Genomic DNA, 23545 nt, shown 5'->3' with positions numbered 1-23545 from the left:
GTCACGTGCCAGAGGATGGGTGCATGACCCTTTTCCATGTCTCGTCAGCCGCTCGAACACGAGCCATCGCGACGTTCCCCTGGGCGATGCTGACCTACTGGCTGACGATCTTTCCAAGCGTCGGTCGTGAACTGAGCAGGTGGAGGCGAGCTGCGGACGCCATCCCCGATCCGACGCTGCGCCATCACGCCATCGGCAAGCTCGACGCCGAGCACCTGACCGCCGAGGGCGCAGCGGCGTTCGCGATCCTCGTGCCACGTCAGCACCGCGACAGGCTCGTCCGCGCCTGCGTCGCCTTCGAAGTCATGTACGACTACCTCGACGCGCTCACCGAGGAACACCCCACCCTCGCGAACAACCGCAGCCTCCATCGCGCGCTGCGCGCCGCGGTCGACCTTCGCTCAGCCGTACCTCTCGACCTCTACGCGCACCATCCGCAACGCGACGACGGCGGCTACCTCACGCAGATCGCCGGCGCCTGTCGCGACGAGCTCGCTCAGATGCCCCGGGAAGCGACCGTATCAGCAGCGCTCGTCGTCGCCACCGAACGAGCAGCAGAAGCGCAGAGCCTCAACCACGCGACGTCGAGATCGTCCCCCCAACCGCTCATCGCGTGGGCGGTCGAACACCGCCAGGACGGGCTGGAGTGGTGGGAGACAGCAGCCGCCGCGGGCGCGCCGATGGTGATCTTCGCGTTGATCGCAGCCGCATGCGAGGACGCCACCTCCCCCGCCTCGGCACGAGCTGTCGAACACGCCTACTTCCCTTGGGTCTCGGCGCTGGAGTGGCTGCTCGAAGGGATCGCCGACGAAGCCGACGACGACGCCTCTGGAACACGCAGCTACGTGTCCCACTACCGCACGCCCGACGATCTCGGCAGACGGCTCTCGGCGATCTCCGAGCGCGCGATCACGGGCGTCAGCCAGCTCCCGCGACGCGAGCGCCACCTGCTCCTGGTCGCGGGCATGATCGGCATGCTCCTCTCCGACGACGGCGCGCAACACGCGCGCCGCGACGCAGCCGCCGTCGCGCTCAACGCCTCGCTCGGCGGGCTCGTCAGCCCCTTCCTCGTGATGCTGCGCGTCCGCCGCAGCGCGAAGGGCGTCCGCCGGCGCGTCGGCCTACGAGTGTCAGCGCTCACATCCCGCCGCTGGCGGGTCGCAACGGGACGACGACGGCGCGCTCGGCGGCGATGTTGGCATGCAATCTCCCGCCGCTGATCGTCAGCGCACGGTCGACGCCCGAAAGCCCGATCGCCTCGCCTGCCGACATCAGGACAGCGATGCCCGAGTCGGCGATCGAGCGCAGCAGCGCGAGGATGCCGTCGCGCTCGATCAGCGGGACAGTCGCGGTCGGCTCGTCGACGACGATCAGCTTCGGGTCGCACAGCAGTGCCTGCGCGATCCCGACCCGGACCGACTCGGTCGCGTCCAGCTCCCCGACGCGGACGTCAAGGCATCGCCCGACGCCGGCGCGCTCAAGCGCGGCACGCACCTGGTCGCGCGCCGCGCGCTTCGATCCTCCGCGTGCGACGAGCGCGACCGTCAGACGATCGAGCAGCTGCTGCCGCTGCGGGCCGAGCAGCCGCGACTGGACGTAGACCAATCCCGCCGCCGTCGCCAATTCCGCGCCGCCGGCGAGGTCCACACCGCAGAAGCGAACGGTTCCCGAATCGGGCTGCTCCAACCCAGCCGCCACACGGAGCAGCGTCGTCCGGCCCGAGCCGCGCCCACCCCATGCAGCGACGACCTCGCCCGGCTCCACCGTCAGCGTTATCCCGTCCAGAGCGACCGCCGTGCGACGCGGATCGGCGTAGCGCTTGCTGACGCCGTCGAGCGAGAGCAGACTCATCACGCGGTCGCGTCGCCCGCCTGGCGCGCGGCGCGGGCGCGCAGCTCCTCGCGCGCGAAGTCGATCCAGCGCAGCTGAGCCTCCAGCACGAAGCGGCGCTCCTCCTGCACCAGGCGGCGCACGAAGTCGCGCTCGTGCTCGACGCCGGCATCAGCGGCCGCGCGATCCGCAAGCGGCATCCGCTGCGAGGCCGCGACGCACTCCGCGTCGTAGCGATCGATCAGGTCGCCGATCGCCCGCAGGTCGCGTGCGCCGGTCGCGATCAGACGCCCGATCAGCTCCACCCGCGCCCCGTCGTCGCGCAGCTGCTCGGCGAGCCACTGCCGATAGACCACCGCGCCGTCCGCAGTCGCGCGGTAGGTCACCTTCGGCTGACGCGACGGCGTGTTCTCGTCGTCGGGCTCGAGGCTGGGGTCGCGGTCGTGATGGACGATCAACCGCTCTCTCTGGAGGCGATCAAGCGCAGCGTAGACGTGAGACGGGCTGCTGACCTCCAACAGCTCGCCGTAGCGTGTTTGCAGTCGTTGCATCAGCTCGTAGCCATAGCTCGGCTTCTCGATGACCAGACCCAGCACCGCGTAGTTGACCGGCGATCTCAAACTCGACTTCAAACCGTCCCCCCGGATGGTCCTCAAGCCCGGAACGGGCCGCCTCCCGATACACCACAAACGCCAGCGTTCGAGTCGGCACGCTACTTGGACCGCCCAGCCGACGCAACCCGCGCTGGCACGTCGGCGCGCTATTCAAGCCTTGAACGTTCGCGCCCGTTCAGCCTTTCAGAGCAGCGTCGTCCGTGGGCGAGCGCACTGGCGTGCCCACGGGTCGGAACAGCTCGGCGACGTCGACCTCGAGCCCTCTCGCCAGGCGACGGAGGTTCTTGAAGGTCACGTTACGCAATCCCCGCTCGATCTGGCCCACATACGTCCAATGCAGCTCGTCGGAATCGTGCGCGAGCGTCTCCTGCGATTTCCCGACCCGCTCCCGCAGCTCTCGCACTCGCGCGCCGAGCGCGACCAGCTCGGGGTCCTTGGCTCTCACCTGTCTTGTCGCTCTGGATCTCGCACCGGGCACCCCGCCATCACCCCATGCTGAAGACCATCTATCCAGAGACTTTTCGTCTAGTTCGCCGCTCACGTCCCGGCGCCACTAGGGTTTCGGGCGCTGCGGGAGTGGCGTCGACGACAGGGGAAGGGGAATCTCATGCAGAGCCAGGCATTGCGACGACGGATGCGAATGATCGCCGTCGCAGGGATCACGGCGGTCCTCAGCGTCGCCCTCACCGACACAGTCGCCACGGCACGAACCGTCACCATGACCGAAGTCGCACAGCTGCACCTCGTGAGACGATCCGGCTCGGTCCTCTACGAGCGCGGGACCGTCTCCGGCACACTGGACGGCACCGTATCCGCACGCTTCGAAACCAGCACCACGAGCGTCTCCGGCCGCGTGACGATCTACCCACACGGAGGCGGCTCCCTCACGATCAACGTCGCCGGCAACCTCGAATCCCTCAGCGGAGTCAACGCAACCTTCACCGGCTCGATCGCCGTCCGTCGAGGCACCGGACGCTACGCCCGCGCTACAGGGAGCGGCACCTTCACGGGCATCGTCAACCGCCGCACCTGGGCCGCGAAGGTAACTGCGCGCGGCCGACTGACGTACTGATACGAGGCAGCGGACCTGTCGCCCGCTCGCCACCGCTCGCCCTCAGCCCGAGTTGCGCGTCAGCTCCCGCCCGGCGGCGTCGAGCAGGTGCCGCGTCCGAACGAACTTGACACGGGGGCGGCCGAGCGGCTCGCCGGCAGCGCGCTCGGCAGCGTCGATCGCCTGCCAGCCCGCGTAGGTGACGTGCTCGGGCGCACGCTCGGCGAGCAGGCGGACGATCGCGTCCGCGTCCTCGACCGACGGGTCCGGCAGCTTGCCGGCGGCGAGATCCTCCAGCAGCGCGTCGACCGTCTCCTGGCTGTCCTTTCTGCTGGTGCCGATGACCCCGGAGGGACCGCGCTTGATCCAGCCCGAGACGTAGTCGCCCGGCAGCGGCGCGCCGCCCGGCCCGTCGACCACGCGGCCGCGTACGTTGGGGATCGTCGCGCTGCGCTCGTCGAACGGCAGGCCCGGCAGCGGTCGGCCGCGATAGCCGACCGCGCGGACCACGAGCTGGCAGGGGATCGTCTCCTCCTGCTCGGTCGCGACAGCGCGCAGCCGTCCGTCGTCGTCGGCGACGATCGCGGTGCGCGCGACGCGCACGCCCTCGACCCGCCCGTCGCCGACGATCTCCAGCGGCGCGGCGAAGAAGCGCAGCGTCATCCGGCGCCGGCCGGGGCCGCCGGCTCCGTGCGACTCGCTCGCGACGTAGCAGCGCAGCGCGGCCAGCTTCGTCGCCAGCAGCGGGTCGTCCGCGGCGACCGCCGACTCACTCGTCCCGTCCGGCTGGAGATCGGCCGGGTCGACGAGCACGTCGAGGCCGTCCACCGTCGACAGCTCGATCAGCCCGGGCGTCGTGAACGCCGCGTGCGCCGGACCGCGCCGCCCGAGCACGACGACCTGCTCGATCGAGGAGCTGCCGAGCGCGTCGAGCGCGTGGTCGGCGACATCGGTCCTCGCGAGGGTCTCACGCGGCTGGGAGAGCATCCGCGCGACGTCGATCGCGACGTTCCCGTTGCCGATCACGACCGCGGTCGTCGCTGCCAGGTCGAGCTGGTGGTCGGCGAAGTCGGGGTGGCCGTTGTACCAGCCGACGACGTGCGAAGCGGAGTGCGATCCGGGCAGCTCCTCGCCGGGGATCCCCATGCTCCGGTCGGCGGACGCGCCGACCGCGTAGATCACCGCGTGGTAGTGGGCTCTCAACTCCTCCACCGGCACGTCGCGGCCGACGTCGACGTTGCCGAAGAAGCGGAAGCCGTCCCTCGCGGCCGTCTTCTCGTAGCGGCCGGCGACCGCCTTGATCTTCGGATGGTCCGGCGACACGCCCGCGCGCACGAGGCCCCACGGGGTCGGCAGGCGGTCGAACACGTCGACCGTCGCGTCCAGCTCGCCGGCCGCCAGCAGCTGGTCGGCGGCGTAGAAGCCGGCCGGTCCGGAGCCGACGATCGCGACGCGCAGCGGGGTCACGACCGCACCGCCTCTCGCCGCAGACGGATCCAGCGCCCGCCGATCAGCCACTCGGCGACGTGCAGGTCGCCGCGCGCGTCGACGGCCAGCCCGTGCGGGCTGTTGAACCGCCCCGGCGTCAGCGCGGGAGGCCGGACGGTGCGACCGTCGGCGCCGACGGCGTTCGGCCAGCCCTCGCGTTCGGGCGCGTCGTCGTCGCGACCGACGTAGCCGACGAGGCGGTCCTCGGCGTCCAGCACCGCGAGACGCGCGTCCAGCTCGGCGACGATCAGCCGCTCGCCGCAGGCGACCATCGCGGTGGGCGACCACAGCCCGTCCCCGACGACGCCCAGAAAGCGCCCGTCGAGGTCGTGGACCTGCAGCCGAGCGTTGCCGCGATCGGCGACGTACAGGCGCGGCCGGGAGCGGCGATCGACGAAGACCGCATGCGGGCAGTCGAAACGTCCGGCGCCATCCGCGCCCGTCAACGTCAGCGCCAGGTCGCCGTCGCGGGTGAAGCGATGGACGAGCCCCTGCCCGTAGCCGTCGGCGACCCACAGCGATCCGTCGCGCTCGTCGACGGCGACGCCGGTCGGCGCGTAGCCGCCGAGCACGCCCCCGCCGAAGGCGGGATCGGCAGGAGGCGGGACCGGAAGCTCGGCGAGGCGGTTTCCAGCGAGGTCGAAGCAGACGACCCGCCCATGTTGCGACGGGCGATGCAGCGAGTAGCCGCGCACGCCGTCGGGGACCATCGCGAAGCCGGGGTCGGCGACCCACAGCCGCTCCTCGCCGGGCGGTCCGGTCAGCGCCATCCCGTGCGCCTCGACCAGGCCGGACGGCCAGCTCGTGTCGAGCCTGCCGTCGCGGTCGAAGATGCAGATCGCGTCACCCCCCGACTGCGCGCCGACGATGCGCTGGTCGGCGGTCACCGCGAGCCCGTGGTGCGCCCAGCCGGCGCCCGCGAGCGCATCGCCGGGCGGCGCCGCCCACCCCTCCTCCCACACGTACGACGCCCCTGGCGCCTGCACAACACCGGTCATGCGTCGTCGCCGGTCAGCGAGAGGGCGGCCGACGGGCACAGCCCGACCACACGCCGCGCGGCCTCGAGACGCTCCGCGGCAAGCTCCCCGGCGGGCACCACCGCCCGCCCGTCATCCAGGTTCTGCTCGAACAGGTCCGGGGCGATCAGCGCGCACATGCCGGAGGCGACGCAGAGCTCGTAGTCGATCTCGATCCGCATGCGAGCACCTACCAGGCGACCGGCAGCTCGTGGACGCCGTAGAGGAACTGCTCGCTCGGATACATCGGGACCTCTTCCGACGGCACGGCCAGCCGCAGCGTGGGGAAGCGTCTCGTCAGCGCCGCGAGCGCGACCTGCAGCTCCAGACGCGCGAAGTGCTGGCCGAGGCAGATGTGACGACCATGGCCGAACGCGACGTGACCTGAGGCGTCGCGCGCGAGGTCGAGCAGATCGGGGTCGGGGAACTTCGACGGGTCGCGGTTCGCCGCCGACAGCGACACCGTGATGCCCTCGCCGGCCTTGACGACCGTGCCGTCCAGCTCGACGTCCTCCGTGGCGGTGCGCGTGAAGGCGCCGACCTGGACGATCGTCAGATAGCGCAGCAGCTCCTCGACGGCGCCGTCGACCAGCGAGGGGTCGGCGCACAGCTGCTCCCACCGGCGGCGGTCGCCCAGCAGGGCGAGCAGGCTCAGCGCCAGCATGCTGACCGTCGTCTCGTGCCCGGCGCTGAACAGCTGGAGCGCCAGCCCGGCGAGCTCCGCGTCGCTCAGGTCGCTGGTCGCGATCACCTCGCTCAGCAGGTCGTCCCCGGGCTCGGCGCGCTTGCGCTGGATCACGCCGTGCGAGTAGGCGCGGAACTCGTTGTTCGCCGCGATCTGCTCCTCGGCGGTGGAGCGCGGATCCTCGGAGACCTGGGTCGGCCGCTCGAAGTGCTCGCGATCACTGCCCGGGACGCCGAGCATCGCGCAGATCGCGAGCCCGGGCACGGGTGCCGCGAACGCTCTGACGAAGTCGACCGGGGAGCCCTGCCGCTCCATCGCGTCGAGCTGGTCGCCGACGAGCCGTTCCAGGCCGGCGCGGTGCTCGCCGATCCGCTGCACGGTGAAGTAGGCGGCCTGCAGCCGGCGGATCTTCGTGTGCTGCGGCGGGTCCAGCAGGATCAGCGCGCCCTCCGCCTCCGGCTGGGCTCTCTCCACCTCCTGCACCTCGGCGGTCGTGACGGGATCGCCGACGGGCGGCCGCATCGGCTTGATGCTGAAGCGGGAGTCGACGAGCACCCGGCGCGCGAGGTCGTAGGACGTCGCCAGCCAGCCGACGTGGCCGTCCGGGTAGCGCAGGCGGCAGAGCGGGCTCTCCTCGCGCAGCGCCGCGAGCTGTGGTGCGGGGTCGAACGGGTGCGTGCGCGTGATCGGCAGATCGACAGGCGCGCTCCCGGCGCTGGAACGGACGCTGCTCATGGTCACTCTCTCACTCACGTTTGCGGCGGACGGTCTGCGTCCAATGGAAGTCGTTCGGCGACGTGGTTGCCAGCCGTGTCTCAGACTGTGAGATCAGCGCTGCGGGAGTGCCTCCGCGGTGACCTGGCGCATCGAGTCGAGGTAGTCGCCCCACGCGCGGTCGAAGCGTTCGGTCGGCGCCGAGATGCCGAGCGCGAACGGAAGGCGTCCGTCGTCCAGCGGGATCGCAAGGCAGCTGAGGCCCTCGGCGAACTCCTGACGGTCGACGGCGTAGCCCTGCGCGCGGATGCGCTCCAGCTCCGCGTCGAGCTGCCGCGGCCCCACGATCGTCCATGGCGTCAGGCGTCGCAGTGCGTGCGACTGGAGGTACTCCGCGCGCAGCGCCGGATCGGCGTGCGCGAGCAGCAGCTTGCCCGACGCGCGCGCGTGCGCGTCGTCGCCGTAGCCTTGCGGGACCGCGGCGGCCTGCACGGTGCTGCGCCCGTGCGCCACATGCAGCGTCGTCGGCGCACCCGCCCACCACCCGGCCGCGTAGGCGGTCTCCCCGGTCGCGATCACGACCTTGCGAACGAGTGCGCCGAGGCGCTCGGTCGGCGCGAGCTGCCGGCGGAAGCCCTCCGCCAGCGTCCCGACGTGGAGGCCGAGCACGTAGCGGTTGCCGTCGTCGCGCGCGAGCACGCCGCAGCCGGTGAGCGTGTGCAGCAGGTGGTAGGCCGTCTGGCGGCTGATCGCAACGCGCTCGCTGATCTCGCGCGGCGTGAGGCCGGCGTCGCTGCGTGCGACCGCCAGCAGGATCGCGACGGCGCGTGCGGCGGACTGGACGCGCGGACGCGCGTCCTGCGGCTCGCTCGCCGAGCGGTCGATCGGCGCGGCGCTCATCGGCTCGGCGCGGTCATCCGTCGCTCAGTCCACCACGACCCGTTGCGGCGCGCCGGTCCGCGCCGAGCGGTCGATCGCCGCCTCGATCGCCAGCTCGGCGAGCCCGTCGTCACCGCTGACCGGCGGCGGCTCGCCTGCCCGCAGCGCGGCGCAGTAGGCGGCGATCGAGTCCGTGTAGGAGGTCGCGTACACCTGGCCTGCGACGTCGGGGTTGGTCCACACGACGCTGTCTCCCCCGCCCTCGTCGTCGCGGCGGTAGCTGCCGTGCACCCCCTCGACCGTTGCGCGTGCCGCAGTCCCGTCCAGCTCGATCCGCAGCAGCGACGCCCGCTCGAACCGCCCGCTCGTCCCGCACAGCGTGCCGATCGGACCGTCCGCGAAGCGCAGCGTCGCGACCCGGTCGAGCTGTCCGCCGAGCGACAGCGCCGCGACGCTCTCCACCTCGCCGAGGAGCCAGCGCAGCTGGTCGATCACGTGCGGCCAGCAGGCGAAGTGGGCCCACGCGCGCACGACCTTGACCTCCCCCAGCCGCCCCGCCTCGACGTCGGCCTTCAACTGCCGCAGGTGCGGCATCGTGCGGTAGTTGAAGTTGACGCCGAACGTCGTCCGCTCGCGGTCCCACGCCGTCAGCGCGCGGCGCGCGTCGAGGTGGTCCTGCTCGCGCACGTCCTTGGCGCCGTTGGCCGCGTACAGCGGCTTCTCGACGAACAGGTGCCGCCCGCGGCGCAGCGCGTCCTCCAGCAGCTCGAGCCGTACCCACTCCGGCGTCGTCAGCACCACCACGTCGACGTCGTCGTCGTCGAGCAGCGCCTCCGGCGACGCGTAGGCGTCCGCGCCGTGGCGCGCGCCGAACGCGCGCGCCGTCTCCTGCCGCCGGCTCGCGCAGCCGGCCAGCTCGAAGCCGGGCTGCGCGGCGAACGCCGGCGCATGGTGCGCTCCGGCGTGGCCGCAGCCGACGATCCCGACCGTCCAGGTCTTCGCGTCCTCCACGTGGTGATCTCCTCTCGTCGCGTTCACGGCAGCTCGCTCCCGCCGGCTGCCACCGCGGTGGCCTGGTAGTCGAACGTCGCCGTCAGGCCGCCGTCGATCAGGAGCGCGGCCCCGTTGACGCCGATCGCACGCTCCTCCAGCAGGAAGGTCGCGACCTCCGCGACGTCCTCGGGCGCCAGCAGCCGCCCGGACGGGTGGCGCTCGGTCTTCTCCGCCAGGAACGCCTGCGGGTCGGCGGCGGCGTCGACGTGGCGGCGGAAGAAGGGCGTGTCGATCGCCCCCGGGCAGACGCAGTTGGCGCGGATCCCCTGGCGGCCGTGATCGACCGCCACGCAGCGGATCAGCTGCAGCAGCGCGCCCTTGCTCGCGCAGTACGCGGCGAGCCCCTGCTCTGCGAACAGCGCATCGGTGCTCGCGACCGCGACGACGGCGCCGCCGCCACGCTCGACCATCGCCGGCAGGCATGCCTTCAACGCCGTCGCGGCGGCGAACACGTTGACCTCGAAGACCGCCCGCAGCGCCTCGGGTTCGAGCGCGAGCACGCTGCCGACCTCCAGCCGCCCGGCGCACAGCAGGAGCTGGTCGGGACCGCCGCCGTGCTCCGCCGCGACCTCGATCACACGACGCCAGGTCGACTCGGAGGTCACGTCGGCCGTGAGCCGCACGACCTCGCCTGCCGGCTCGCCCTCGCTCCAGGCGAGGTCGACCGCGATCACGCGCGTGCCCTGCCGCACGAGGCTGCGCACGCACGCCGCGCCGACGCCGGAGCCGGCGCCCGTCACGACCGCGAGCTTGCCGCCCTCCGCCGTCATCCCGTCACCTCAGCACCCGCCAGCGCCGGGGCGACCTCGTGGATCAGCCGCCGCATCGAGGTCCGCGCGGGGAAGTCCATGAACCAGCAGATGACCTCGTCGATCCCCAGCGCGCGGTAGGCGTCGAGCTTCGCGCGCACCTCGTCCGGCGTGCCGATCACGAACTCCTCCCGCAGGTCGTCGAACGTCAGCTCGCCGCGGCCCAGCTCGGCGTTCGTCTGCGCGACGAACGCGACGACGTCCCGCATCGCCTCGCCGCTCGGGTGCGCGCGCCGCAGCTCGGCGAAGCGCTCGAACAGCCGCTCGGCGTCGTCGCGGTCGTCGTAGATCAGGACCTGCGTCTCGAGCGTCTTGCGCAGCGTCCGCGGATCGCGCCCCCGCGCCGTGCAGGCGGCGTCGACCTTCGCGATCTTCTCCCGCAGGACGTCGAGCCCAGCCGGCATCGAGTTCCACACGTCGGCGTGCGCGACGATCAGGTCGAGCGTCGCCTCGTCGAACGCCTCGCCGATCCAGATCGGTGGGTGCGGGCGCTGCTCCGGCACCGGCGCGCAGATCGCGCCGTCGAGCCGGTAGTGCGCGCCCTCGTAGCTGGCCGGCTCGCCGCTCCACAGCAGGCGCGCGAGCTCGATCGCCTCGCCGACGCGCGCGGCGCGCACCGCGCGGTCCGGCTCCCACTCGTAGCCGTAGGCGGTCAGCTCTCGCGCGCGCCAGCCCGGATCGACGAACAGCTCCAGCCGGCCGCCGGACTGCACGTCGAGCGTCGCCGCCATCTTCGCCATCAGCGGGGCATGGCGGAGCTCGTTGCCGAGGTGGATCGTGCCGAGGCGGATCGTGCTCGTCATCCCGGCCAGCACGCTCAGCGTCGTCCAGCCCTCGTAGATCGCGCCGTCGCGGCCGAGGAACATGTGGTCGGCGACCCACAGCGAGTCGTAGCCGAGCCGCTCCGCCTCCACCGCCGCGGCGCGCACCTCGCTCCACTCCAACCGCTCGGCGTTGGGCGTGCGGAAGTCGGGCACGCCCGGGTTGGCGAAGATCGGCACCGCGAGGCCCAGTCTCATCTGCGCCGCTCCTCTCATTGCATGAACTGCCCGCCGTTGACGTTGATCGTCTGGCCCGTCACGTAGCTCGCCCGCTGCGACAGCAGGAACGCGATCACCTCGCCGACCTCGGCCGCGTCGGCGTAGCGCCCGAGCGGGATCGCCGCGAGCATCCGCTCGCGCGCAGCCTCGGAGTAGTCCGCCAGCATCGGCGTCTCGACGATCCCCGGCGCCACGCAGTTGACGCGGACGCCTGCCTGCGCGTGCTGCGCCGCAAGCACCATCGTGAGGCCGATCACGCCGGCCTTCGAGGCGACGTAGTTGGGTGCGCTGTAGATCGAGCGCGTGCGCCCCGAGACCGACGAGACGTTGACGATCGCCCCCCGCGCGCGCTCCAGCTGCGGCAGGAACGCACGGCAGGTGTTGAAGACGCCTCTGAGGTTGACGTCGAGGACGCGGTCCCAGTCCGCCGGCGTGACCTCGGCGATCGAGCCGAGCTGCAGCACGCCGGCCGAGTTGACCAGCCCGGCGACGGCGTGCCGCGCGCCGATCGCATCGGCGACGCCCGTGACCGCCTCGGCGTCCGTCACGTCGACGGCGTGCGTCGCGCACTCGACCGCGCCGGCCTCGCGCAGCTGCGCCGCGACCTGCGCGAGCCGCTCGCTGCGGTCCAGGATCGCCAACCGCCGGCCTGCGCGGGCGAGCAGCCCGGCGGTCGCGAGGCCGATCCCGCTCGCGCCGCCGACCACGACGGTGACCGCTGGGGCGCTCATCTCACCGCTCCGGCTCGCATCGCCGCGAGCCGCGCGGGCGAGGGCTGCAGCAGCTCGAGCGTGATGCCGTCGGGATCGTGCAGGTAGGCGGCCATCCCGCCGCGGTTCGCCCCCTCGGTGATCTCGACCGGCGGGTTGCGGAACGCGACGCCCGCGGCGGTCATCCGCTCATAGCGCTCCCGCACGTCGTCGACGAGGAACGCGAGGTGCGCCGCGCCGACCTCGTTCGTCGCCGGCCCGCGCTCGACCTCCCCCCGCGGCGCGACGTACTCGACCAGCTCGAGCATGTGCGTCGAGCGGCCGGGCGAGACGCCGGGGACGCGGAACTGCGCGATCTCCAGCACCGCCCCGGGAATGCCGACGAGGAGCGGTGTGTACGCGTTCTCCTGACGCTGGCGGTGCACCAGGTCGAGGCCGAGCACGTCGCGATACCAGGCGATCGAGCGCTCGATCGAGCTGACGGTGAACGAGAAGTGGAGCGTGTCGAGCAGCATCGTGCCCTCCCTCACGCCAGCGCCGTCGCGGGCGTCTCGAGCAGTCCTCTCAGCTCCGCCAGGAAGGAGGCGGCGTCCGCGCCGTAGAGGATGCGGTGGTCGCTGACGAGCGTCAGGCGCATCGTGCGCGCCGCGATCGCGCCCGCGCACAGGATCGCCGCCTGCGGCTGGTTGACGATGCCCGCGAACTCGGCCACCCCGTACATGCCGAGGTTGGAGATCGTGAACGTCCCGCCCGCCAGCTCCGGCGGCGTGATCGTCCCGTCGCGAACCGCGCCGGCGAGCCGCCGTACCTCGGCGGCGATCTCGGTCAGCGTCCTGCGGTCGGCGTCGAACACCGTCGGCACGACGAGCGCGTCGTCCGCGGCGACCGCGACGCCGACGTTGACGCGCGCGTAGGTCTCGATCTGCCCGTCGCGGTAGGAGCCGTTGACGCGCGGGTGGCGCGTGAGCGCGACCGCGGTCGCGCGGATCAGCAGGTCGTTGACGGTGAACCTGACGTCGCGCTCGGCGAGCGCGCCGCGCAGCGCCAGCGCCTGCTCCATGTCGACGTCGACCGACACGCTGAAGTCCGGGACCGTCGCCCGCGACTCCGCCATGCGCCGCGCGACCGTCTGCTGCACCCGGCTCAGCGGCGTGCGCGTGACGGCGCCCTTCGCGCCGACGACCGCGGCGTCCGGCGCCGCTGCTGCCACCGCCGCCGGCGCGTCGCTCGGCGCGGCGGGGTGCGCCGCCGCCGGCGCGCCTGCTGCGGCTGCGCGTACGACGTCCTCCTTGACGATCCGGCCGCCCGGCCCGGAGCCGGTGACCGCCGCCAGCTCCACCCCCAGCTCCCGCGCGATGCGGCGCGCGACCGGCGAGGCCGCCGGTCGCCCGTCGTCCGAGGACGCCGCCGACGCGACCGGCTCCTCGGGCGCGCCGCCCTCGCCGATCGTGGCGAGCGGAGCGCCGACCGGGAGCGTCGTCCCCGCGGGCACGAGCTGACGCAGCACGCCGTCCTGCTCAGCCTCGAAGGGCATCTGCGCCTTGTCGGTCTCGATCTCCACGAACTCCTGGCCGCCCGTCACCTGCTCGCCGTCGGCGACGAGCCAGCTCACGACGGTGCCCTCCTCCATCGAGTCCGACAGACGGGGCATCTCGATCCGCGCCATCGTCATCGCGCGAGGGTCGCGCGGACCGCGTCCGCGATCCGCGTTGCGCTCGGCAGGTGGGCGTCTTCGAGCGGACCGGCGTAGGCGATCGGCACGTCGTCGCACGCCACGAGCGTCGGCGCGGCGTCGAGGCTCTCGAAGTCGTCGCGCATCAGCTGGGAGATCAGCGAGGCGCCCCAGCTCCCGCTCGGCGCCGCCTCCTGCACGACGACGAGACGGTTCGTCTTCGCGACGCTGGCAGCGACCGTCGGCACGTCCATCGGCGCGAGCGAGCGCAGGTCGATCAGCTCGACGCCGACGCCGTCGGCGGCCAGCTCGACCGCCGCCTGCTCGGCACGGTGGCGCATCAGCTGCGTCGCCACGACGGTCACGTCGGAGCCCTCGGAGACGACGTCCGCATCGCCGATCCCGACCGCCGTCGCTTCGTCCAGCTCGCCTCTCACGTTGAAGAGCGACTTGTGCTCGAAGACGAGCACCGGATCCGGGTCGGCGATCGCCGCCCGCAGGAGCGCATACGCGTCCGCGGGGGTCGACGGCGTGACGAGCTTCAGGCCCGCCACGTTGAGGAACCAGTTCTCGACGGCCTGCGAGTGCTGCGCGCCGAAGCCGCCGCCGGCGCCGTTGATCAGGCGGATGGTGACGGGCATCGTCACCTGGCCGCCCGTCATGTAGCGGAACTTCGCGAGCTGGTTGACGATCTGGTCGAAGCAGACGGCCGCGAAGTCGGCGAACATGATCTCGGCCACCGGGCGCAGGCCCTGCGCCGCCGCGCCGACCGCCGCGCCGACGATCGCCTGCTCGGAGATCGGCGTGTCGAGCACGCGTCTGTCGCCGAAGCGCTCGTGCAGGCCCTCGGTCAGCTTGAACACGCCGCCGGCGGCCGCGACGTCCTCTCCCAGCAGGAAGACGGTGTCGTCCTCGGCGAGCGCGTCGCCCAGTGCGCGAACGGTCGCTTCCCGGTAGGTCACGGTCTCGCTCATGCGTAGATGCCCTCCAACCGCGACTCCGGCGCGGGATCGGCCCAGCTGAGAGCGCGCGCGAGCGCGTCCTCGACGTCGCGCGTCGCCTGCTCGCGCAGCGCGTCGAGCGCGGGCTGCTCGACGCCGCGCCCCAGCAGCGCCCGCTCGGCGAGCAGCAGCGGATCGCGCTGCAGCCACTCCTCCAGCTCGCCCTCGGGCCGGTACGTCGCCGGGTCCGAGCGCGAGTGGCCCTTGTGCCGGTACGTCAGCGCCTCGATCAGGGTCGGCCCATCGCCCGCGCGGGCGCGGGCGACCGCTGAGCCGACGCAGGCATGCACGGCGGCGACGTCGTTGCCGTCGACCTGCTCGCCCGGCATGCCGTAGGCGGCGGCGCGATCGGCGAGCCGCTCGATCGGGGTCGTGCGCGCGAGCGGCGAGTACTCGCCGTAGAGGTTGTTCTCCAGCACGAAGAGGACCGGGAGCCGCCAGACGGCGGCGAGGTTGAGCGCCTCGTGGAAGGCGCCGATGTTCGTCGAGCCGTCGCCGAAGAAGCACGCCGTCACCGCGTCGGTTCCGCGATACGCCGCCGCGAACGCCGCGCCGACGGCGATCGGCAGGTGCGCGCCGACGATCGCGAACGAGCCGAGCGCGCCGACGCTCACGTCGGTCAGGTGCATCGAGCCGCCCTTGCCCGCGCACAGCCCGTCCGCCTTGCCGAGGATCTCGGCGAAGGCGCGGTCCAGCGGAGCACCCTTCGCCAGCACGGCGCCATGGCCGCGGTAGGTGCACAGCATCGTGTCCCCCGCCTTGTCGAGCGCGGAGCAGGCGCCGACGGCGACCGCCTCCTGGCCCTGGCAGAGGTGGGTGGAGCCGCGTACGAGCCCCTTCGCGAAGAGGCGATGCGTCTCGTCCTCGAACAGACGGATCTCGTGCATCGTGCGCAGCATCGCGAGCAGCCGATCCGTCGCGAGCGCGGCCCCGGCAGCAGGAGGTTGAGGTGATTGCCTGGTGGTCTTCATGCGTCGACCGAGCGTCCCAGCGGCGAGATGGCGTGTCCACGCGAGGCTCACCATTCGGCGATTGCCGCGTTTCCGGACGGCCGTCCCTCAGTCCATCACCAGCCCGCCGTTGACGTTGACGTGCGAGCCGGTGACGAAGCCGAGCCCCTCTGACGCGAGCATCACGATCACCGCCGCGACGTCCGCGGGCGTGCCGTTGCGCCCGACCAGCGTGAGGGTCGCGGCGATCTCGCGGTGCTCGGGGCGGAGGCGATCCGTCATCGGCGTCTCGATCAGCCCGGGAACGACGGAGTTGACCGTGACCCCCTTCGGACCGGCGTGCTTGGCGAGCGAGCGCGTCAGCCCCATCACCGCCGCCTTCGACGCGACGTAGGCCGGTCCGCCCGCACCGCCGCCCGTCTGCGCCGCCGAGGAGGCGAGCGTGACGATCCGGCCCCAGCCGTTCACGGCCATCGCGTCGATCGCGGCGTGCGCGCAGTGGTACGTGCCGGACAGGTTGACCGCCAGCGTGCGGTCCCACTCCTCGTCGCTGAGCCCGTCGACGCCCTGCGTCTCGTAGACGCCGGCGCTCGTGACGAGCACGTCCAGGCGGCCGAAGCGCTCGACGGCGGCGCTCACCGCGCGGCGAGCCTGTGCGGGCGCCGAGACGTCGACGACGACCTCGCCGACCGCGCCGGGGTGCGCACGCTCCAGCTCCGCCGCCGCCGTCCGCGGATCGAGGTCGGCGAGCATGACGCGGCAGCCCTCGGCGGCCAGCGCGCGCGCGGCGGCCAGCCCGATCCCGCTCGCGCCGCCGGTGACGAGCGCGACCTTCCCATCGAGTCCAGTGTCCATGGCGGCGAGTCTCGTCGCGGCGCCGGCCGCCGGCAAGACGGTCGTCAGGTGGTGACGCGCGCCTTTGAAGCGCCACCCGGACGGTCTACCGTCGCTGCCCTTTTCGACATGGGAGATGGCTGAGATGCGGGCACTGTCCTTCAACGCACCCGACGACGTGACGCTGGTCGAGACGCCGACGCCGGAGCCGGGCCCCGGCGAGGCACTCGTGCGCATCGAGGCGAGCGCGATCTGCGGCAGCGAGCTGCATGCGAGACCCGGCGAGAACCCGGGCCACGAGGCCGCGGGCGTGGTGGAGCAGGCGCCCGCCGGAAGCGGCTTCGCCGTCGGCGAGCGGGTCGGCATCAGCGCCGTGACCGGGTGCGGGAGCTGCTCGTGGTGCCGCAGCGGCGTCCAGCTCTACTGCACCGTCGACCGCCGCATGCACACCGCGATGCACGCCGATCGTGTCGCGGTCCCGGCGTCGGCGCTGCGACGGGTGCCGGAGGGGACGCCGGCGCGCGACGCGGTGCTGATCTCCGGGGACGCGCTCGGCGTGCCGGTGCGGGCGCTGCGCCGCGCGCCCTCGCATGCCGGCGAGCGCGTGCTCGTGCTCGGCGCCGGCCCGGTCGGTCTCGGCCACGTGCTCGTCCGCGCCCATGCCGGCGCCGAGGTGGTCGTGGTCGAACCGTCGGCGTACCGGCGCGAGCTGGCGCTCAGACTCGGCGCCACGACGGCGCTGGAGCCGGGCGAGGCGACCGGCGCGGCCCCCGCGCTGGCGATCGAGTGCACCGGCATCCCGGCGTGCATCCAGCAGGCGCTCGCGCTCGTCGAGCCCGGCGGCACGGTCCTGCAGTCCGGCATCTGCAGAAGCGTCGAGGTCTCGCCGACGGCGACGTTCGTCGCGCGCGAGGTCACGTACACCGGCGCCTGGTACTACGCCGACGAGGACTATCCGGAGATCGTGCGGCTGTACGAGCAGGGCCTGCCGGCCGAGCGGCTGATCACGCACGACTTCGGTGCGGAGGAGATCTCGGCGGCGTACCGCGCGTTCGTCTCCAAGGACTCGGGCAAGGTCGTGCTCGACTGGACGGCTTGAGGCCGTCGGGCGGTCCGCCGTGCGGGGGACCGCCCCATCGATCGGCTCGTCAGGCGCCGCTCGTCAGCGGGTTGCCGCCCTCGGCCTTCGTGACGAACCAGCCGCCGTCGACCGCGAGCGTCGCGCCGTTCACGTAGGCGGCCTGGTCGGGAGAGACCAGGAACGCGCACGCGGAGGCGACCTCGTCGGGGTCGGCGAGACGCCCGAGCGGCACGCCGCCCGCGAGCGCCGGCGGCGCCGGCGCCATCCATCCGGCGACCACGACGTTGACGGCGATCCCGCGCGGCCCGAGGTCGACCGCCGCGACCTCCGCGATCGTCGACAGGAACGCGCCCGCGACGGCCGTCAGGCCGGTCCGCTCGGCGGCCCGCAGCACCGGCGGGTCGACGACGACCACGACGCGGCCGGAGGCCTCGCGCTCGATCAGCGCGCGGGCGAGGTCGCGGACGGCGGCGAACGCCGTGCGGGCACGGCCGATCGTCTCCTCCCACGCGCGCTCATCGACGTCGAGCAGCGCGCTGCCGAGGTCGGGCGCGCCGATCCCGACGACGAGCGCGTCGGCGTCGCCGAGCCCGCCGGCCGGCTCGTGACCGGCGGACGACAGGCGCGCGTCGCAGGCCTGCGCGAGTGCCGGGTGCAGGGAGATCAGTCGGTAGCGCATCAGTACTTCCCCACGACGTAGCCGCCGTCGACGCGGAGGAACTCGCCGGTGACGTAGGCGGCGTCGTCGGAGCACAGGTACGCGACCGCCCTGCCCATCTCGATCGGCTGCGCCTCGCGGCCCGCGGGGATCTGCGCGAGCACAGCGCGCTCGACCTCCGGGTCGAGCGCGGGTCCGGCGCCGAGGTCGCTCTTGACCCAGCCGGGCCCGAGGTGGTTGACGGTGATGCCGCGCGGAGCCAGCTCGAGCGCGAGCGTCTCGGCGAGCGCTCGCAGCCCCTGCTTGGTCGCGCCGTAGATCGCGCCGCCCCTGAACGGCATCTGCACGTGCACCGAGGACGTGAAGACGATCCGCCCGCGCGTGCCGCTCGCGACCATCCGCCGCGCCGCGGCCTGGCCGACGTTGAACCCGCCGGTGAGGTTGACCGCGACGATCGCGTCGAAGTCGTCGTCGACGATCTCCTCCAACGGCGCCCAGCGCGTGATGCCGGCGTTGGAGCAGACCGCGTGCAGCGGGCCGAGGTCGCGCTCGATCGCGTCCAGCATCCGCTCGACGGCACCGCGGTCGGTCACGTCGGCGGGATAGAAGCGTGCGGTCGCGCCCTCCGCGGCGAGCCGGGCGATCAGCTCCGCCGCCTCCTCCTCGGCGGCGACGTCGTTGACCGCGACGACCGCCCCCTCGGCCGCGAGCGCCTCGACGATCCCGCGCCCGATCCCGCGCCGTCGCGCGGCGCCCGTCACGAGCGCGACCTTGCCGGCAAGCCGCATGCCTGTCCCCTCTCGTTCTGCTCGTCCGTTCACGACAGCACCCGCAGATGCCCGACGTTGACCTCGTCCCCGCGCGCGCCCGGCGGCCGCTCGCCCGCGACGACCACCCGCAGCACGTGCGGCCCGGGCGCGAGCCCGGTCCGGCACCAGAGCGAGGGCTGGAGGTCGGAGTGCCCCAGCTGCGTCACGCGCTCGACGAGCTCGCCGTCGAGGAAGACGTCGGCCCAGCCGGCGTGCACGGAGCGGTACCCGCACCAGAGGACGCCGGTCCCCTCGAAGGCGGCCGAGAACGACGCGCCCGGCACGGCGGAGACCGCGTACCTGCGCCGTCTCCTCAGCAGGTACTGCTCGCGGTCGACCTGCTCCCAGGCGTCCGCCGGCTCGTAGGCGAGCTGCGCGTGCGAGCGGCGGTCGCCGTCGTCGTCGAAGTGCATCGCGTAGGGGGCGCCCGGCTCCAGCTCGTAGTAGGGGACGAGCGCGACGACGCTCCCGTCCGCCGCGCGGCCCTCGAACGCCAGGCGCGCCGCGTCGGTCCGTCGCAGGCTGCTCGCGACCGCGGCGACATCGCCGAGCGAGAGCCGTCGCGACCGCTCGTCCTGCGGGGCGACGAGCACGACGGGGCCGTAGCGCAGCGCCACCGGACCGGCGTCGGTGGCGGGCTCGACCGGCAGCACGGCGAGCTCCATCGGCAGCGTCAGCTCGATCGCGTCGCCGTCCTCCCACGTGCGCTCGACGGTCGCCCAGCCGTCGCGCACGACGTGCTCGACCGGCTCGCCGTCGAGCGTCAGTCGCGGCTCGCCGGCCGTCCAGGCAGGAACGCGGAAGGCGATCGTCCCGCGCAGCGGCCGCTCGACGCGCACGTCGAAGGCGACACGCTCGTCGACGGGATAGGCCGTCCGCTGCGTGAGCCACAGCGTCGCGCCGTCGATCTCGCACGTGACCGACGACGGGAGGTAGAGGCAGACGTGGAGCGCGTCGGGCCCGGCGTAGTAGATCTGGTTGACGTACTCGGCCATGTTGATGCCGCTCGTCGTCGAGCAGCACGACCACTCGACGCCCCAGGTCTTCGTCGCGCGGTCGAGCCCGTAGTCGGCGAAGTACTGCGTCGCACGGCCGTCGGCGCGCGTCGGCGGCGCCGACCCAATGCCGTTGTAGACGTTCAGCTCCATCCAGTCGCCGAACTGCGCCTCGCCGGTCAGCTCGATCAGATGGCGGACGAGGCGCATCATCGCCCACGACGGGCACGCGACCTCCGCGTGACCCTCCTCCGAGTGCAGCACCTCGACGCGCTGACGCGGCTTCATGAACGCCTCCAGCGGACCGAACATCCCGGTCGCGAACGTCTGGCTCTCCCGCAGCAGCTCGTAGCCGGCCGTGAGGACGTCGAGGTATCTCGGATCGCCTGTCGTCTCGTAGACCGCCGCGGCGCTGTTGAGCGTGTTCGCGTGGCTGTGCGCCTGGTAGAAGTTGCGCGCCTCGTCGGCGCGCCGCATCAGCGCGCCGACGTCGCGCTCGAGCAGCGCGTCGTAGAACTCGTCGTAGCGATAGGCGTTCGCCAGCTCGCGATAGAGCGGATCCGACGTCACCGCGTAGGCGCGCAGCAGGTACTCCGGCAGCGTGTACCACTCGAGCGGTCCCATCCCGCTCCACGCGTACGGCTTCGAGCTGCCGCCATGGCGCTGCATCCAGCGGCTGACGCGCTCCAGCACCGGCAACGCGCGCTCGCTCCCGACGTACTCGTGGAGGTCGAGCAGCCCGCAGACGAGCTTGTCGTAGGAGTACTCGACGGTCCCGGCGAAGTGCGAGCTGAGGAAGCCGCCGTCCTCCTCGATCGTCTCCTCCCAGCCGTCCAGCAGCGCGAGCGCCTTCTCGGCGAAGCGGTGCTCGCCGGTCGCCGCGTAGAGGCGCGCGTAGAGCGTGAAGAACTGCCCGAGGTTGTTGAAGAGCCCTTCGCCGTACCAGCCCCGCAGCGGGATGCCGGGCGCCCACGACCCCTTGCGGATGCGGAACGGATACAGCAGCGCGTCGTTCGAGACGCCCGCGAACGTCGCGCACGCCTCCTCCAGCTGCCGGCGCTGCCGGCAGTCGCCGAGCTCGACGCCCTGGTAGTTCATCGCCGTCAGGATCTTGCGACCGCTGGAAGCGCTCGTCGCCGAGTCGCGCACGCCAACCTCCGGTGGGGGACGCTGCGAGTCTGCGCCGCCCGGTCGCACCGCTCAACAGCGTCGTCAGGTCGTGATGCGCGACACGGGAAGTGTCACCTCCTGACGCTCCCGTTGACTGCCTCCGCGCCGCCGCGAGACTGCGCGCGTCGTCTCACGAGAGACGCGCGCCACGAGGAGAGGAACCCCATCATGGGTGAAGATCGTCGCTTCGATCGCAGGACCGTGCTCACGGGAACGCTCGCCGCCGCGGGCGGCGCGGCGCTCGCGGGCGCACTCCCCGGGTCGGCCGCCGCCGGCCGCGGGCCTGAGCCGCACCCCAGACCGGGCCGGTGCCGGACGTCCGGCCTGCGGGGCCGCGGCATCGCATACGACACGGGCTTCGTCAACGGCCCCAACACGACCCACGATCCGTTCGACCCGCAGATCGTCAAGCGCGAGATGCAGCTGATCCGGCACGAGCTCAACTGCAGCGCCGTGCGCGTCTGGGGCGGCATCCAGGACCGCCTCGAGATCGCCGCCAGGCACGCCGCGGACGCCGGGCTCGAGGTCTGGTACGGCCCGTTCACGACCGACCTCACGGCGGAGCAGATGCTCGACTTCCTCGCGGACGCGGCGGACCGCTGCGAGCGGCTGCGGCGCCGGGGCAACAGCGTCGTGCTCGTGCTGGGCGCGGAGTTGAGCCTGTTCCAGAAGGGCTTCCTCCCCGGCGAGACGTGGCAGGAGCGGGTCGCGGTCCTGACGCCGACCAACCCTCAGCTGCCCCAGCTGATCGCCGAGCTGCCGGGCAAGATGAACGCGTTCTTCGCGCAGGCGGTGGCGCTCGTGCGCGCACGCTTCCGCGGGCCGATCAGCTACGCGTCGCTCGCCTTCGAGCGGATCGACTGGACGCCGTTCGACTATGTCGGCCACGACTTCTACCCGAACCTGGTCGACGGCGAGTACGCCGGCGCGACCGCCGCGATCGCGTCCCTCCAGTCGCACGGGAAGCCGGTCGTGATCATGGAGACGGGCTGTCCCGCCTACGACGGCGCCGCGGCCAGAGCCGGCCACGCCAGCGACGCCATCGTCGTCTGGGACCACGCGACCGGACGGCCCGCCGGCATCAGAGGCGATCCCGTCCGCGACGAGGCCGAGCAGTCGGAGTACCTGATCGGGCTGCTCGAACTGCTCGACAGAGAGGGTGTCGACAGCGCGTTCGTCTACACGCTCGCCTCCTACCACTTCCGTGGGGAGTTCGACATCGCCTCCCTCGGCATCGCGCGGGTGCTGCCGGAAGGCAGCTGGGGCGAGACGTATCGGGGCGTGCCGTGGGAGCCCAAGCAGGCGTTCCGCGACCTCGCCGACCACTACGACCGGGTGCGTGGCCGCAGAAGACGCTAGACCGACCAGCCGCTGACGGCGGCCGCCTCGACGCGGTCCCATTCCAGCCGCACGTCGACGCCCGGCGTCTGGTCGACGGTCAACCAGGCGCCGTGCAGCTGCGGCGCGGGCCCCTCGTAGAGCTCGTCGATGCGGTCGCCGGTGTCCACGGGCGCGGCAACCTCCATCAGCTCGACCGCGTCGAAGGCCGCCGCGAGCTGCGTGCCGACGAGCACCGCGCCGTGCGGCAGCGCGGGCTTGCCGGCGGCCGCCGCCATCCGGATGCCCGCCACCGCGTCCTCGACGCCCCCGCAGGTCGAGGGGTCGACGCGCAGCAGGTCCGCCCCCTCCAGCAGGTCCGCGAACATGACCGGGTCGGTGACGTCCTCGCCGGCGGCCAACGGCGTCTCGAGCTGCCCGGCGAGCGCCCGCAGGTCGCGCCAGTGCAGCGGCGGGAAGGGATCCTCGATGAACGCGAGCTCGAGCTCCTCCAGCGGCCGGCAGACCGCGAGCGCCTCGTCGAGGCTCGCCAGCGAGAAGTGGAAGTCGAGCGAGAGCAGCACGTCGCTGCCGACGGTCTCGCGGCAGCGGCTGAGGAACCGGTGCATCCACGCCGGCTCGCGCGCGCCCAGCATCAGCTTGAGGTGGCGGAAGCCCTGCGCCTTCAGCTGGACGAGCTCGTCGACGATCGCGTCCTCGCCCCGCACGTCGATCAGGTATCCGGAGACGGCGAGCGCCTCGACCCGCTCGCGCCCGGCGCCGCCCAGCAGGCGATGCAGCGGCGCGTCCACGGCCCGCGCGACGAGGTCCCACAGCGCGAGGTCGGCGATGCTGTGGGCGCGCGACAGCGCGGCCTGGCCGGGGACGTTCGAGCGGCGCAGGTCGCGTACGAGCGTTCTGGCGGAGAGCGGGTCCGCGCCGACGAGCCGCTCGGCGACCGGGCGCAGCGCCTCCAGCAGCGGGGTGCCGCGGGTCATCGCGCGGGCGTCGCCGACGACGCCTGCGTCGGTGCGCAGGCGCAGGAGGACGTACTCGCGCTCGGTGTAGAGCGCCGGGCCGAATCGCACCGGGTGCCGGAGCGGGAACGTGACGCGCGCGGCGTCGATGCCGACGATGCGCAGGTCGCCTGCGGCGGAGAGGTCGGTCAT

At 72.8% G+C, this 23545-nt stretch carries 25 protein-coding genes; 4 read left to right on the top strand and 21 right to left on the bottom strand.

What is annotated here, in order from left to right; translation table 11 throughout:
- Positions 1 to 5: 5 nt before the first annotated feature.
- Positions 6 to 1220, top strand: coding sequence for a DUF2600 family protein (locus CWOE_RS09765; RefSeq protein ID WP_148260963.1), 1215 nt, complete (start codon positions 6 to 8; stop codon positions 1218 to 1220).
- Here CWOE_RS09765 and CWOE_RS30535 read toward each other — a convergent pair.
- The 3 genes from CWOE_RS30535 to CWOE_RS09750 all read right to left on the bottom strand — a co-directional run bounded on the left by CWOE_RS30535 (position 1138) and on the right by CWOE_RS09750 (position 2889).
- Entirely contained in the window at positions 1138 to 1851 is a 714-nt protein-coding gene (locus CWOE_RS30535) for an ATP-binding cassette domain-containing protein (protein WP_012933436.1), read from the bottom strand. The genes CWOE_RS09765 and CWOE_RS30535 overlap by 83 nt on opposite strands.
- On the bottom strand, positions 1851 to 2462 hold the full coding sequence (locus CWOE_RS09755) for a PadR family transcriptional regulator (protein WP_012933435.1): 612 nt from the start codon (positions 2460 to 2462) through the stop codon (positions 1851 to 1853). Before CWOE_RS09755 ends, CWOE_RS30535 begins: the two co-directional genes overlap by 1 nt.
- A 157-nt stretch (positions 2463 to 2619) precedes the next feature.
- Complete coding sequence (locus tag CWOE_RS09750; protein WP_012933434.1) at positions 2620 to 2889, bottom strand: helix-turn-helix domain-containing protein; 270 nt, start codon at positions 2887 to 2889, stop codon at positions 2620 to 2622.
- Between the two features lie 162 nt (positions 2890 to 3051).
- On the opposite strand from CWOE_RS09750, the gene CWOE_RS09745 reads away from it, so the two are divergent.
- On the top strand, positions 3052 to 3516 hold the full coding sequence (locus CWOE_RS09745) for an autotransporter (RefSeq protein ID WP_148260962.1): 465 nt from the start codon (positions 3052 to 3054) through the stop codon (positions 3514 to 3516).
- 42 nt (positions 3517 to 3558) lie between these two features.
- Here the strand turns inward: CWOE_RS09745 and CWOE_RS09740 are convergent, their stop codons facing one another.
- The 14 genes from CWOE_RS09740 to CWOE_RS09675 form a co-directional block, all read right to left on the bottom strand.
- Positions 3559 to 4962: an FAD-dependent oxidoreductase gene (locus CWOE_RS09740; protein ID WP_012933432.1), complete on the bottom strand. Its 1404-nt coding sequence runs from the start codon at positions 4960 to 4962 to the stop codon at positions 3559 to 3561.
- Positions 4959 to 5981, bottom strand: a complete 1023-nt coding sequence (locus CWOE_RS09735) for an NHL repeat-containing protein (RefSeq protein ID WP_012933431.1) — start codon at positions 5979 to 5981, stop codon at positions 4959 to 4961. The genes CWOE_RS09740 and CWOE_RS09735 overlap by 4 nt, the downstream gene beginning before the upstream one ends.
- Positions 5978 to 6181 (bottom strand): ferredoxin, encoded by a 204-nt coding sequence (locus tag CWOE_RS09730; RefSeq protein ID WP_012933430.1) that lies wholly within the window; start codon positions 6179 to 6181, stop codon positions 5978 to 5980. The genes CWOE_RS09735 and CWOE_RS09730 overlap by 4 nt, the downstream gene beginning before the upstream one ends.
- Positions 6182 to 6189: 8 nt before the next feature.
- The gene (locus CWOE_RS09725) at positions 6190 to 7419 is read right to left on the bottom strand and encodes a cytochrome P450 (protein ID WP_012933429.1); all 1230 of its coding nucleotides are present in this window, start codon (positions 7417 to 7419) and stop codon (positions 6190 to 6192) included.
- 93 nt (positions 7420 to 7512) lie between these two features.
- The gene (locus CWOE_RS09720) at positions 7513 to 8298 is read right to left on the bottom strand and encodes an IclR family transcriptional regulator (RefSeq protein ID WP_012933428.1); all 786 of its coding nucleotides are present in this window, start codon (positions 8296 to 8298) and stop codon (positions 7513 to 7515) included.
- A gap of 24 nt (positions 8299 to 8322) precedes the next feature.
- The gene (locus CWOE_RS09715; protein WP_012933427.1) at positions 8323 to 9288 is read right to left on the bottom strand and encodes a Gfo/Idh/MocA family protein; all 966 of its coding nucleotides are present in this window, start codon (positions 9286 to 9288) and stop codon (positions 8323 to 8325) included.
- Between the two features lie 23 nt (positions 9289 to 9311).
- Positions 9312 to 10100 carry an SDR family NAD(P)-dependent oxidoreductase gene (locus tag CWOE_RS09710; protein ID WP_012933426.1) on the bottom strand — a complete coding sequence of 263 codons (789 nt, stop codon included), beginning with the start codon at positions 10098 to 10100 and terminating at the stop codon, positions 9312 to 9314.
- On the bottom strand, positions 10097 to 11158 hold the full coding sequence (locus CWOE_RS09705) for an LLM class flavin-dependent oxidoreductase (protein WP_012933425.1): 1062 nt from the start codon (positions 11156 to 11158) through the stop codon (positions 10097 to 10099). Before CWOE_RS09705 ends, CWOE_RS09710 begins: the two co-directional genes overlap by 4 nt.
- Before the next feature lie 14 nt (positions 11159 to 11172).
- Positions 11173 to 11910, bottom strand: coding sequence for an SDR family NAD(P)-dependent oxidoreductase (locus tag CWOE_RS09700; protein WP_012933424.1), 738 nt, complete (start codon positions 11908 to 11910; stop codon positions 11173 to 11175).
- On the bottom strand, positions 11907 to 12419 hold the full coding sequence (locus CWOE_RS30530; protein WP_049793221.1) for a VOC family protein: 513 nt from the start codon (positions 12417 to 12419) through the stop codon (positions 11907 to 11909). Before CWOE_RS30530 ends, CWOE_RS09700 begins: the two co-directional genes overlap by 4 nt.
- The gene (locus tag CWOE_RS09690) at positions 12416 to 13561 is read right to left on the bottom strand and encodes a dihydrolipoamide acetyltransferase family protein (RefSeq protein WP_012933422.1); all 1146 of its coding nucleotides are present in this window, start codon (positions 13559 to 13561) and stop codon (positions 12416 to 12418) included. The genes CWOE_RS30530 and CWOE_RS09690 overlap by 4 nt, the downstream gene beginning before the upstream one ends.
- Positions 13558 to 14535: an alpha-ketoacid dehydrogenase subunit beta gene (locus CWOE_RS09685; protein WP_012933421.1), complete on the bottom strand. Its 978-nt coding sequence runs from the start codon at positions 14533 to 14535 to the stop codon at positions 13558 to 13560. Before CWOE_RS09685 ends, CWOE_RS09690 begins: the two co-directional genes overlap by 4 nt.
- Positions 14532 to 15533, bottom strand: a complete 1002-nt coding sequence (locus CWOE_RS09680) for a thiamine pyrophosphate-dependent dehydrogenase E1 component subunit alpha (RefSeq protein WP_012933420.1) — start codon at positions 15531 to 15533, stop codon at positions 14532 to 14534. Before CWOE_RS09680 ends, CWOE_RS09685 begins: the two co-directional genes overlap by 4 nt.
- Positions 15534 to 15620: 87 nt before the next feature.
- Positions 15621 to 16367 carry an SDR family NAD(P)-dependent oxidoreductase gene (locus CWOE_RS09675; protein WP_012933419.1) on the bottom strand — a complete coding sequence of 249 codons (747 nt, stop codon included), beginning with the start codon at positions 16365 to 16367 and terminating at the stop codon, positions 15621 to 15623.
- A gap of 124 nt (positions 16368 to 16491) precedes the next feature.
- Here CWOE_RS09675 and CWOE_RS09670 point away from each other — a divergent pair, with 124 nt between their 5' ends.
- Complete coding sequence (locus CWOE_RS09670) at positions 16492 to 17445, top strand: zinc-dependent alcohol dehydrogenase (protein WP_012933418.1); 954 nt, start codon at positions 16492 to 16494, stop codon at positions 17443 to 17445.
- Between the two features lie 49 nt (positions 17446 to 17494).
- Here CWOE_RS09670 and CWOE_RS09665 read toward each other — a convergent pair whose 3' ends face one another.
- Genes CWOE_RS09665 through CWOE_RS09655 form a run of 3 tightly spaced genes read right to left on the bottom strand, consistent with a single transcriptional unit; the run spans position 17495 to position 21038 of the window.
- Positions 17495 to 18106, bottom strand: coding sequence for an SDR family oxidoreductase (locus CWOE_RS09665; RefSeq protein WP_012933417.1), 612 nt, complete (start codon positions 18104 to 18106; stop codon positions 17495 to 17497).
- Positions 18106 to 18873 carry an SDR family NAD(P)-dependent oxidoreductase gene (locus CWOE_RS09660; protein WP_012933416.1) on the bottom strand — a complete coding sequence of 256 codons (768 nt, stop codon included), beginning with the start codon at positions 18871 to 18873 and terminating at the stop codon, positions 18106 to 18108. Before CWOE_RS09660 ends, CWOE_RS09665 begins: the two co-directional genes overlap by 1 nt.
- 29 nt (positions 18874 to 18902) lie before the next feature.
- A complete protein-coding gene (locus CWOE_RS09655) occupies positions 18903 to 21038 on the bottom strand; it encodes a beta-L-arabinofuranosidase domain-containing protein (protein ID WP_012933415.1) in 2136 nt (711 codons plus the stop codon).
- Between the two features lie 189 nt (positions 21039 to 21227).
- Here CWOE_RS09655 and CWOE_RS09650 point away from each other — a divergent pair, with 189 nt between their 5' ends.
- The gene (locus tag CWOE_RS09650) at positions 21228 to 22418 is read left to right on the top strand and encodes a hypothetical protein (RefSeq protein ID WP_012933414.1); all 1191 of its coding nucleotides are present in this window, start codon (positions 21228 to 21230) and stop codon (positions 22416 to 22418) included.
- On the opposite strand, the gene CWOE_RS09645 is transcribed toward CWOE_RS09650, so the two are convergent.
- Positions 22415 to 23545 carry a mandelate racemase/muconate lactonizing enzyme family protein gene (locus tag CWOE_RS09645; protein WP_012933413.1) on the bottom strand — a complete coding sequence of 377 codons (1131 nt, stop codon included), beginning with the start codon at positions 23543 to 23545 and terminating at the stop codon, positions 22415 to 22417. The genes CWOE_RS09650 and CWOE_RS09645 overlap by 4 nt on opposite strands.

Source organism: Conexibacter woesei DSM 14684, assembly GCF_000025265.1.
Lineage (GTDB): Bacteria > Actinomycetota > Thermoleophilia > Solirubrobacterales > Solirubrobacteraceae > Conexibacter > Conexibacter woesei.
This window is presented reverse-complemented; position numbering and strand designations above follow the sequence as displayed.

Coding starts and splice junctions, on each gene's coding strand:
- CWOE_RS09745 (WP_148260962.1), top strand. CDS start 3,052: ATGCAGAGCCAGGCATTGCGACGACGGATGCGAATGATCGCCGTCGCA.
- CWOE_RS09730 (WP_012933430.1), bottom strand. CDS start 6,181: ATGCGGATCGAGATCGACTACGAGCTCTGCGTCGCCTCCGGCATGTGC.
- CWOE_RS09660 (WP_012933416.1), bottom strand. CDS start 18,873: ATGCGGCTTGCCGGCAAGGTCGCGCTCGTGACGGGCGCCGCGCGACGG.
- CWOE_RS30535 (WP_012933436.1), bottom strand. CDS start 1,851: ATGAGTCTGCTCTCGCTCGACGGCGTCAGCAAGCGCTACGCCGATCCG.
- CWOE_RS09685 (WP_012933421.1), bottom strand. CDS start 14,535: ATGAGCGAGACCGTGACCTACCGGGAAGCGACCGTTCGCGCACTGGGC.
- CWOE_RS09690 (WP_012933422.1), bottom strand. CDS start 13,561: ATGACGATGGCGCGGATCGAGATGCCCCGTCTGTCGGACTCGATGGAG.
- CWOE_RS09705 (WP_012933425.1), bottom strand. CDS start 11,158: ATGAGACTGGGCCTCGCGGTGCCGATCTTCGCCAACCCGGGCGTGCCC.
- CWOE_RS09735 (WP_012933431.1), bottom strand. CDS start 5,981: ATGACCGGTGTTGTGCAGGCGCCAGGGGCGTCGTACGTGTGGGAGGAG.
- CWOE_RS09725 (WP_012933429.1), bottom strand. CDS start 7,419: ATGAGCAGCGTCCGTTCCAGCGCCGGGAGCGCGCCTGTCGATCTGCCG.
- CWOE_RS09645 (WP_012933413.1), bottom strand. CDS start 23,545: ATGACCGACCTCTCCGCCGCAGGCGACCTGCGCATCGTCGGCATCGAC.
- CWOE_RS09675 (WP_012933419.1), bottom strand. CDS start 16,367: ATGGACACTGGACTCGATGGGAAGGTCGCGCTCGTCACCGGCGGCGCG.
- CWOE_RS09665 (WP_012933417.1), bottom strand. CDS start 18,106: ATGCGCTACCGACTGATCTCCCTGCACCCGGCACTCGCGCAGGCCTGC.
- CWOE_RS09710 (WP_012933426.1), bottom strand. CDS start 10,100: ATGACGGCGGAGGGCGGCAAGCTCGCGGTCGTGACGGGCGCCGGCTCC.
- CWOE_RS09670 (WP_012933418.1), top strand. CDS start 16,492: ATGCGGGCACTGTCCTTCAACGCACCCGACGACGTGACGCTGGTCGAG.
- CWOE_RS09680 (WP_012933420.1), bottom strand. CDS start 15,533: ATGAAGACCACCAGGCAATCACCTCAACCTCCTGCTGCCGGGGCCGCG.
- CWOE_RS09720 (WP_012933428.1), bottom strand. CDS start 8,298: ATGAGCGCCGCGCCGATCGACCGCTCGGCGAGCGAGCCGCAGGACGCG.
- CWOE_RS09700 (WP_012933424.1), bottom strand. CDS start 11,910: ATGAGCGCCCCAGCGGTCACCGTCGTGGTCGGCGGCGCGAGCGGGATC.
- CWOE_RS09650 (WP_012933414.1), top strand. CDS start 21,228: ATGGGTGAAGATCGTCGCTTCGATCGCAGGACCGTGCTCACGGGAACG.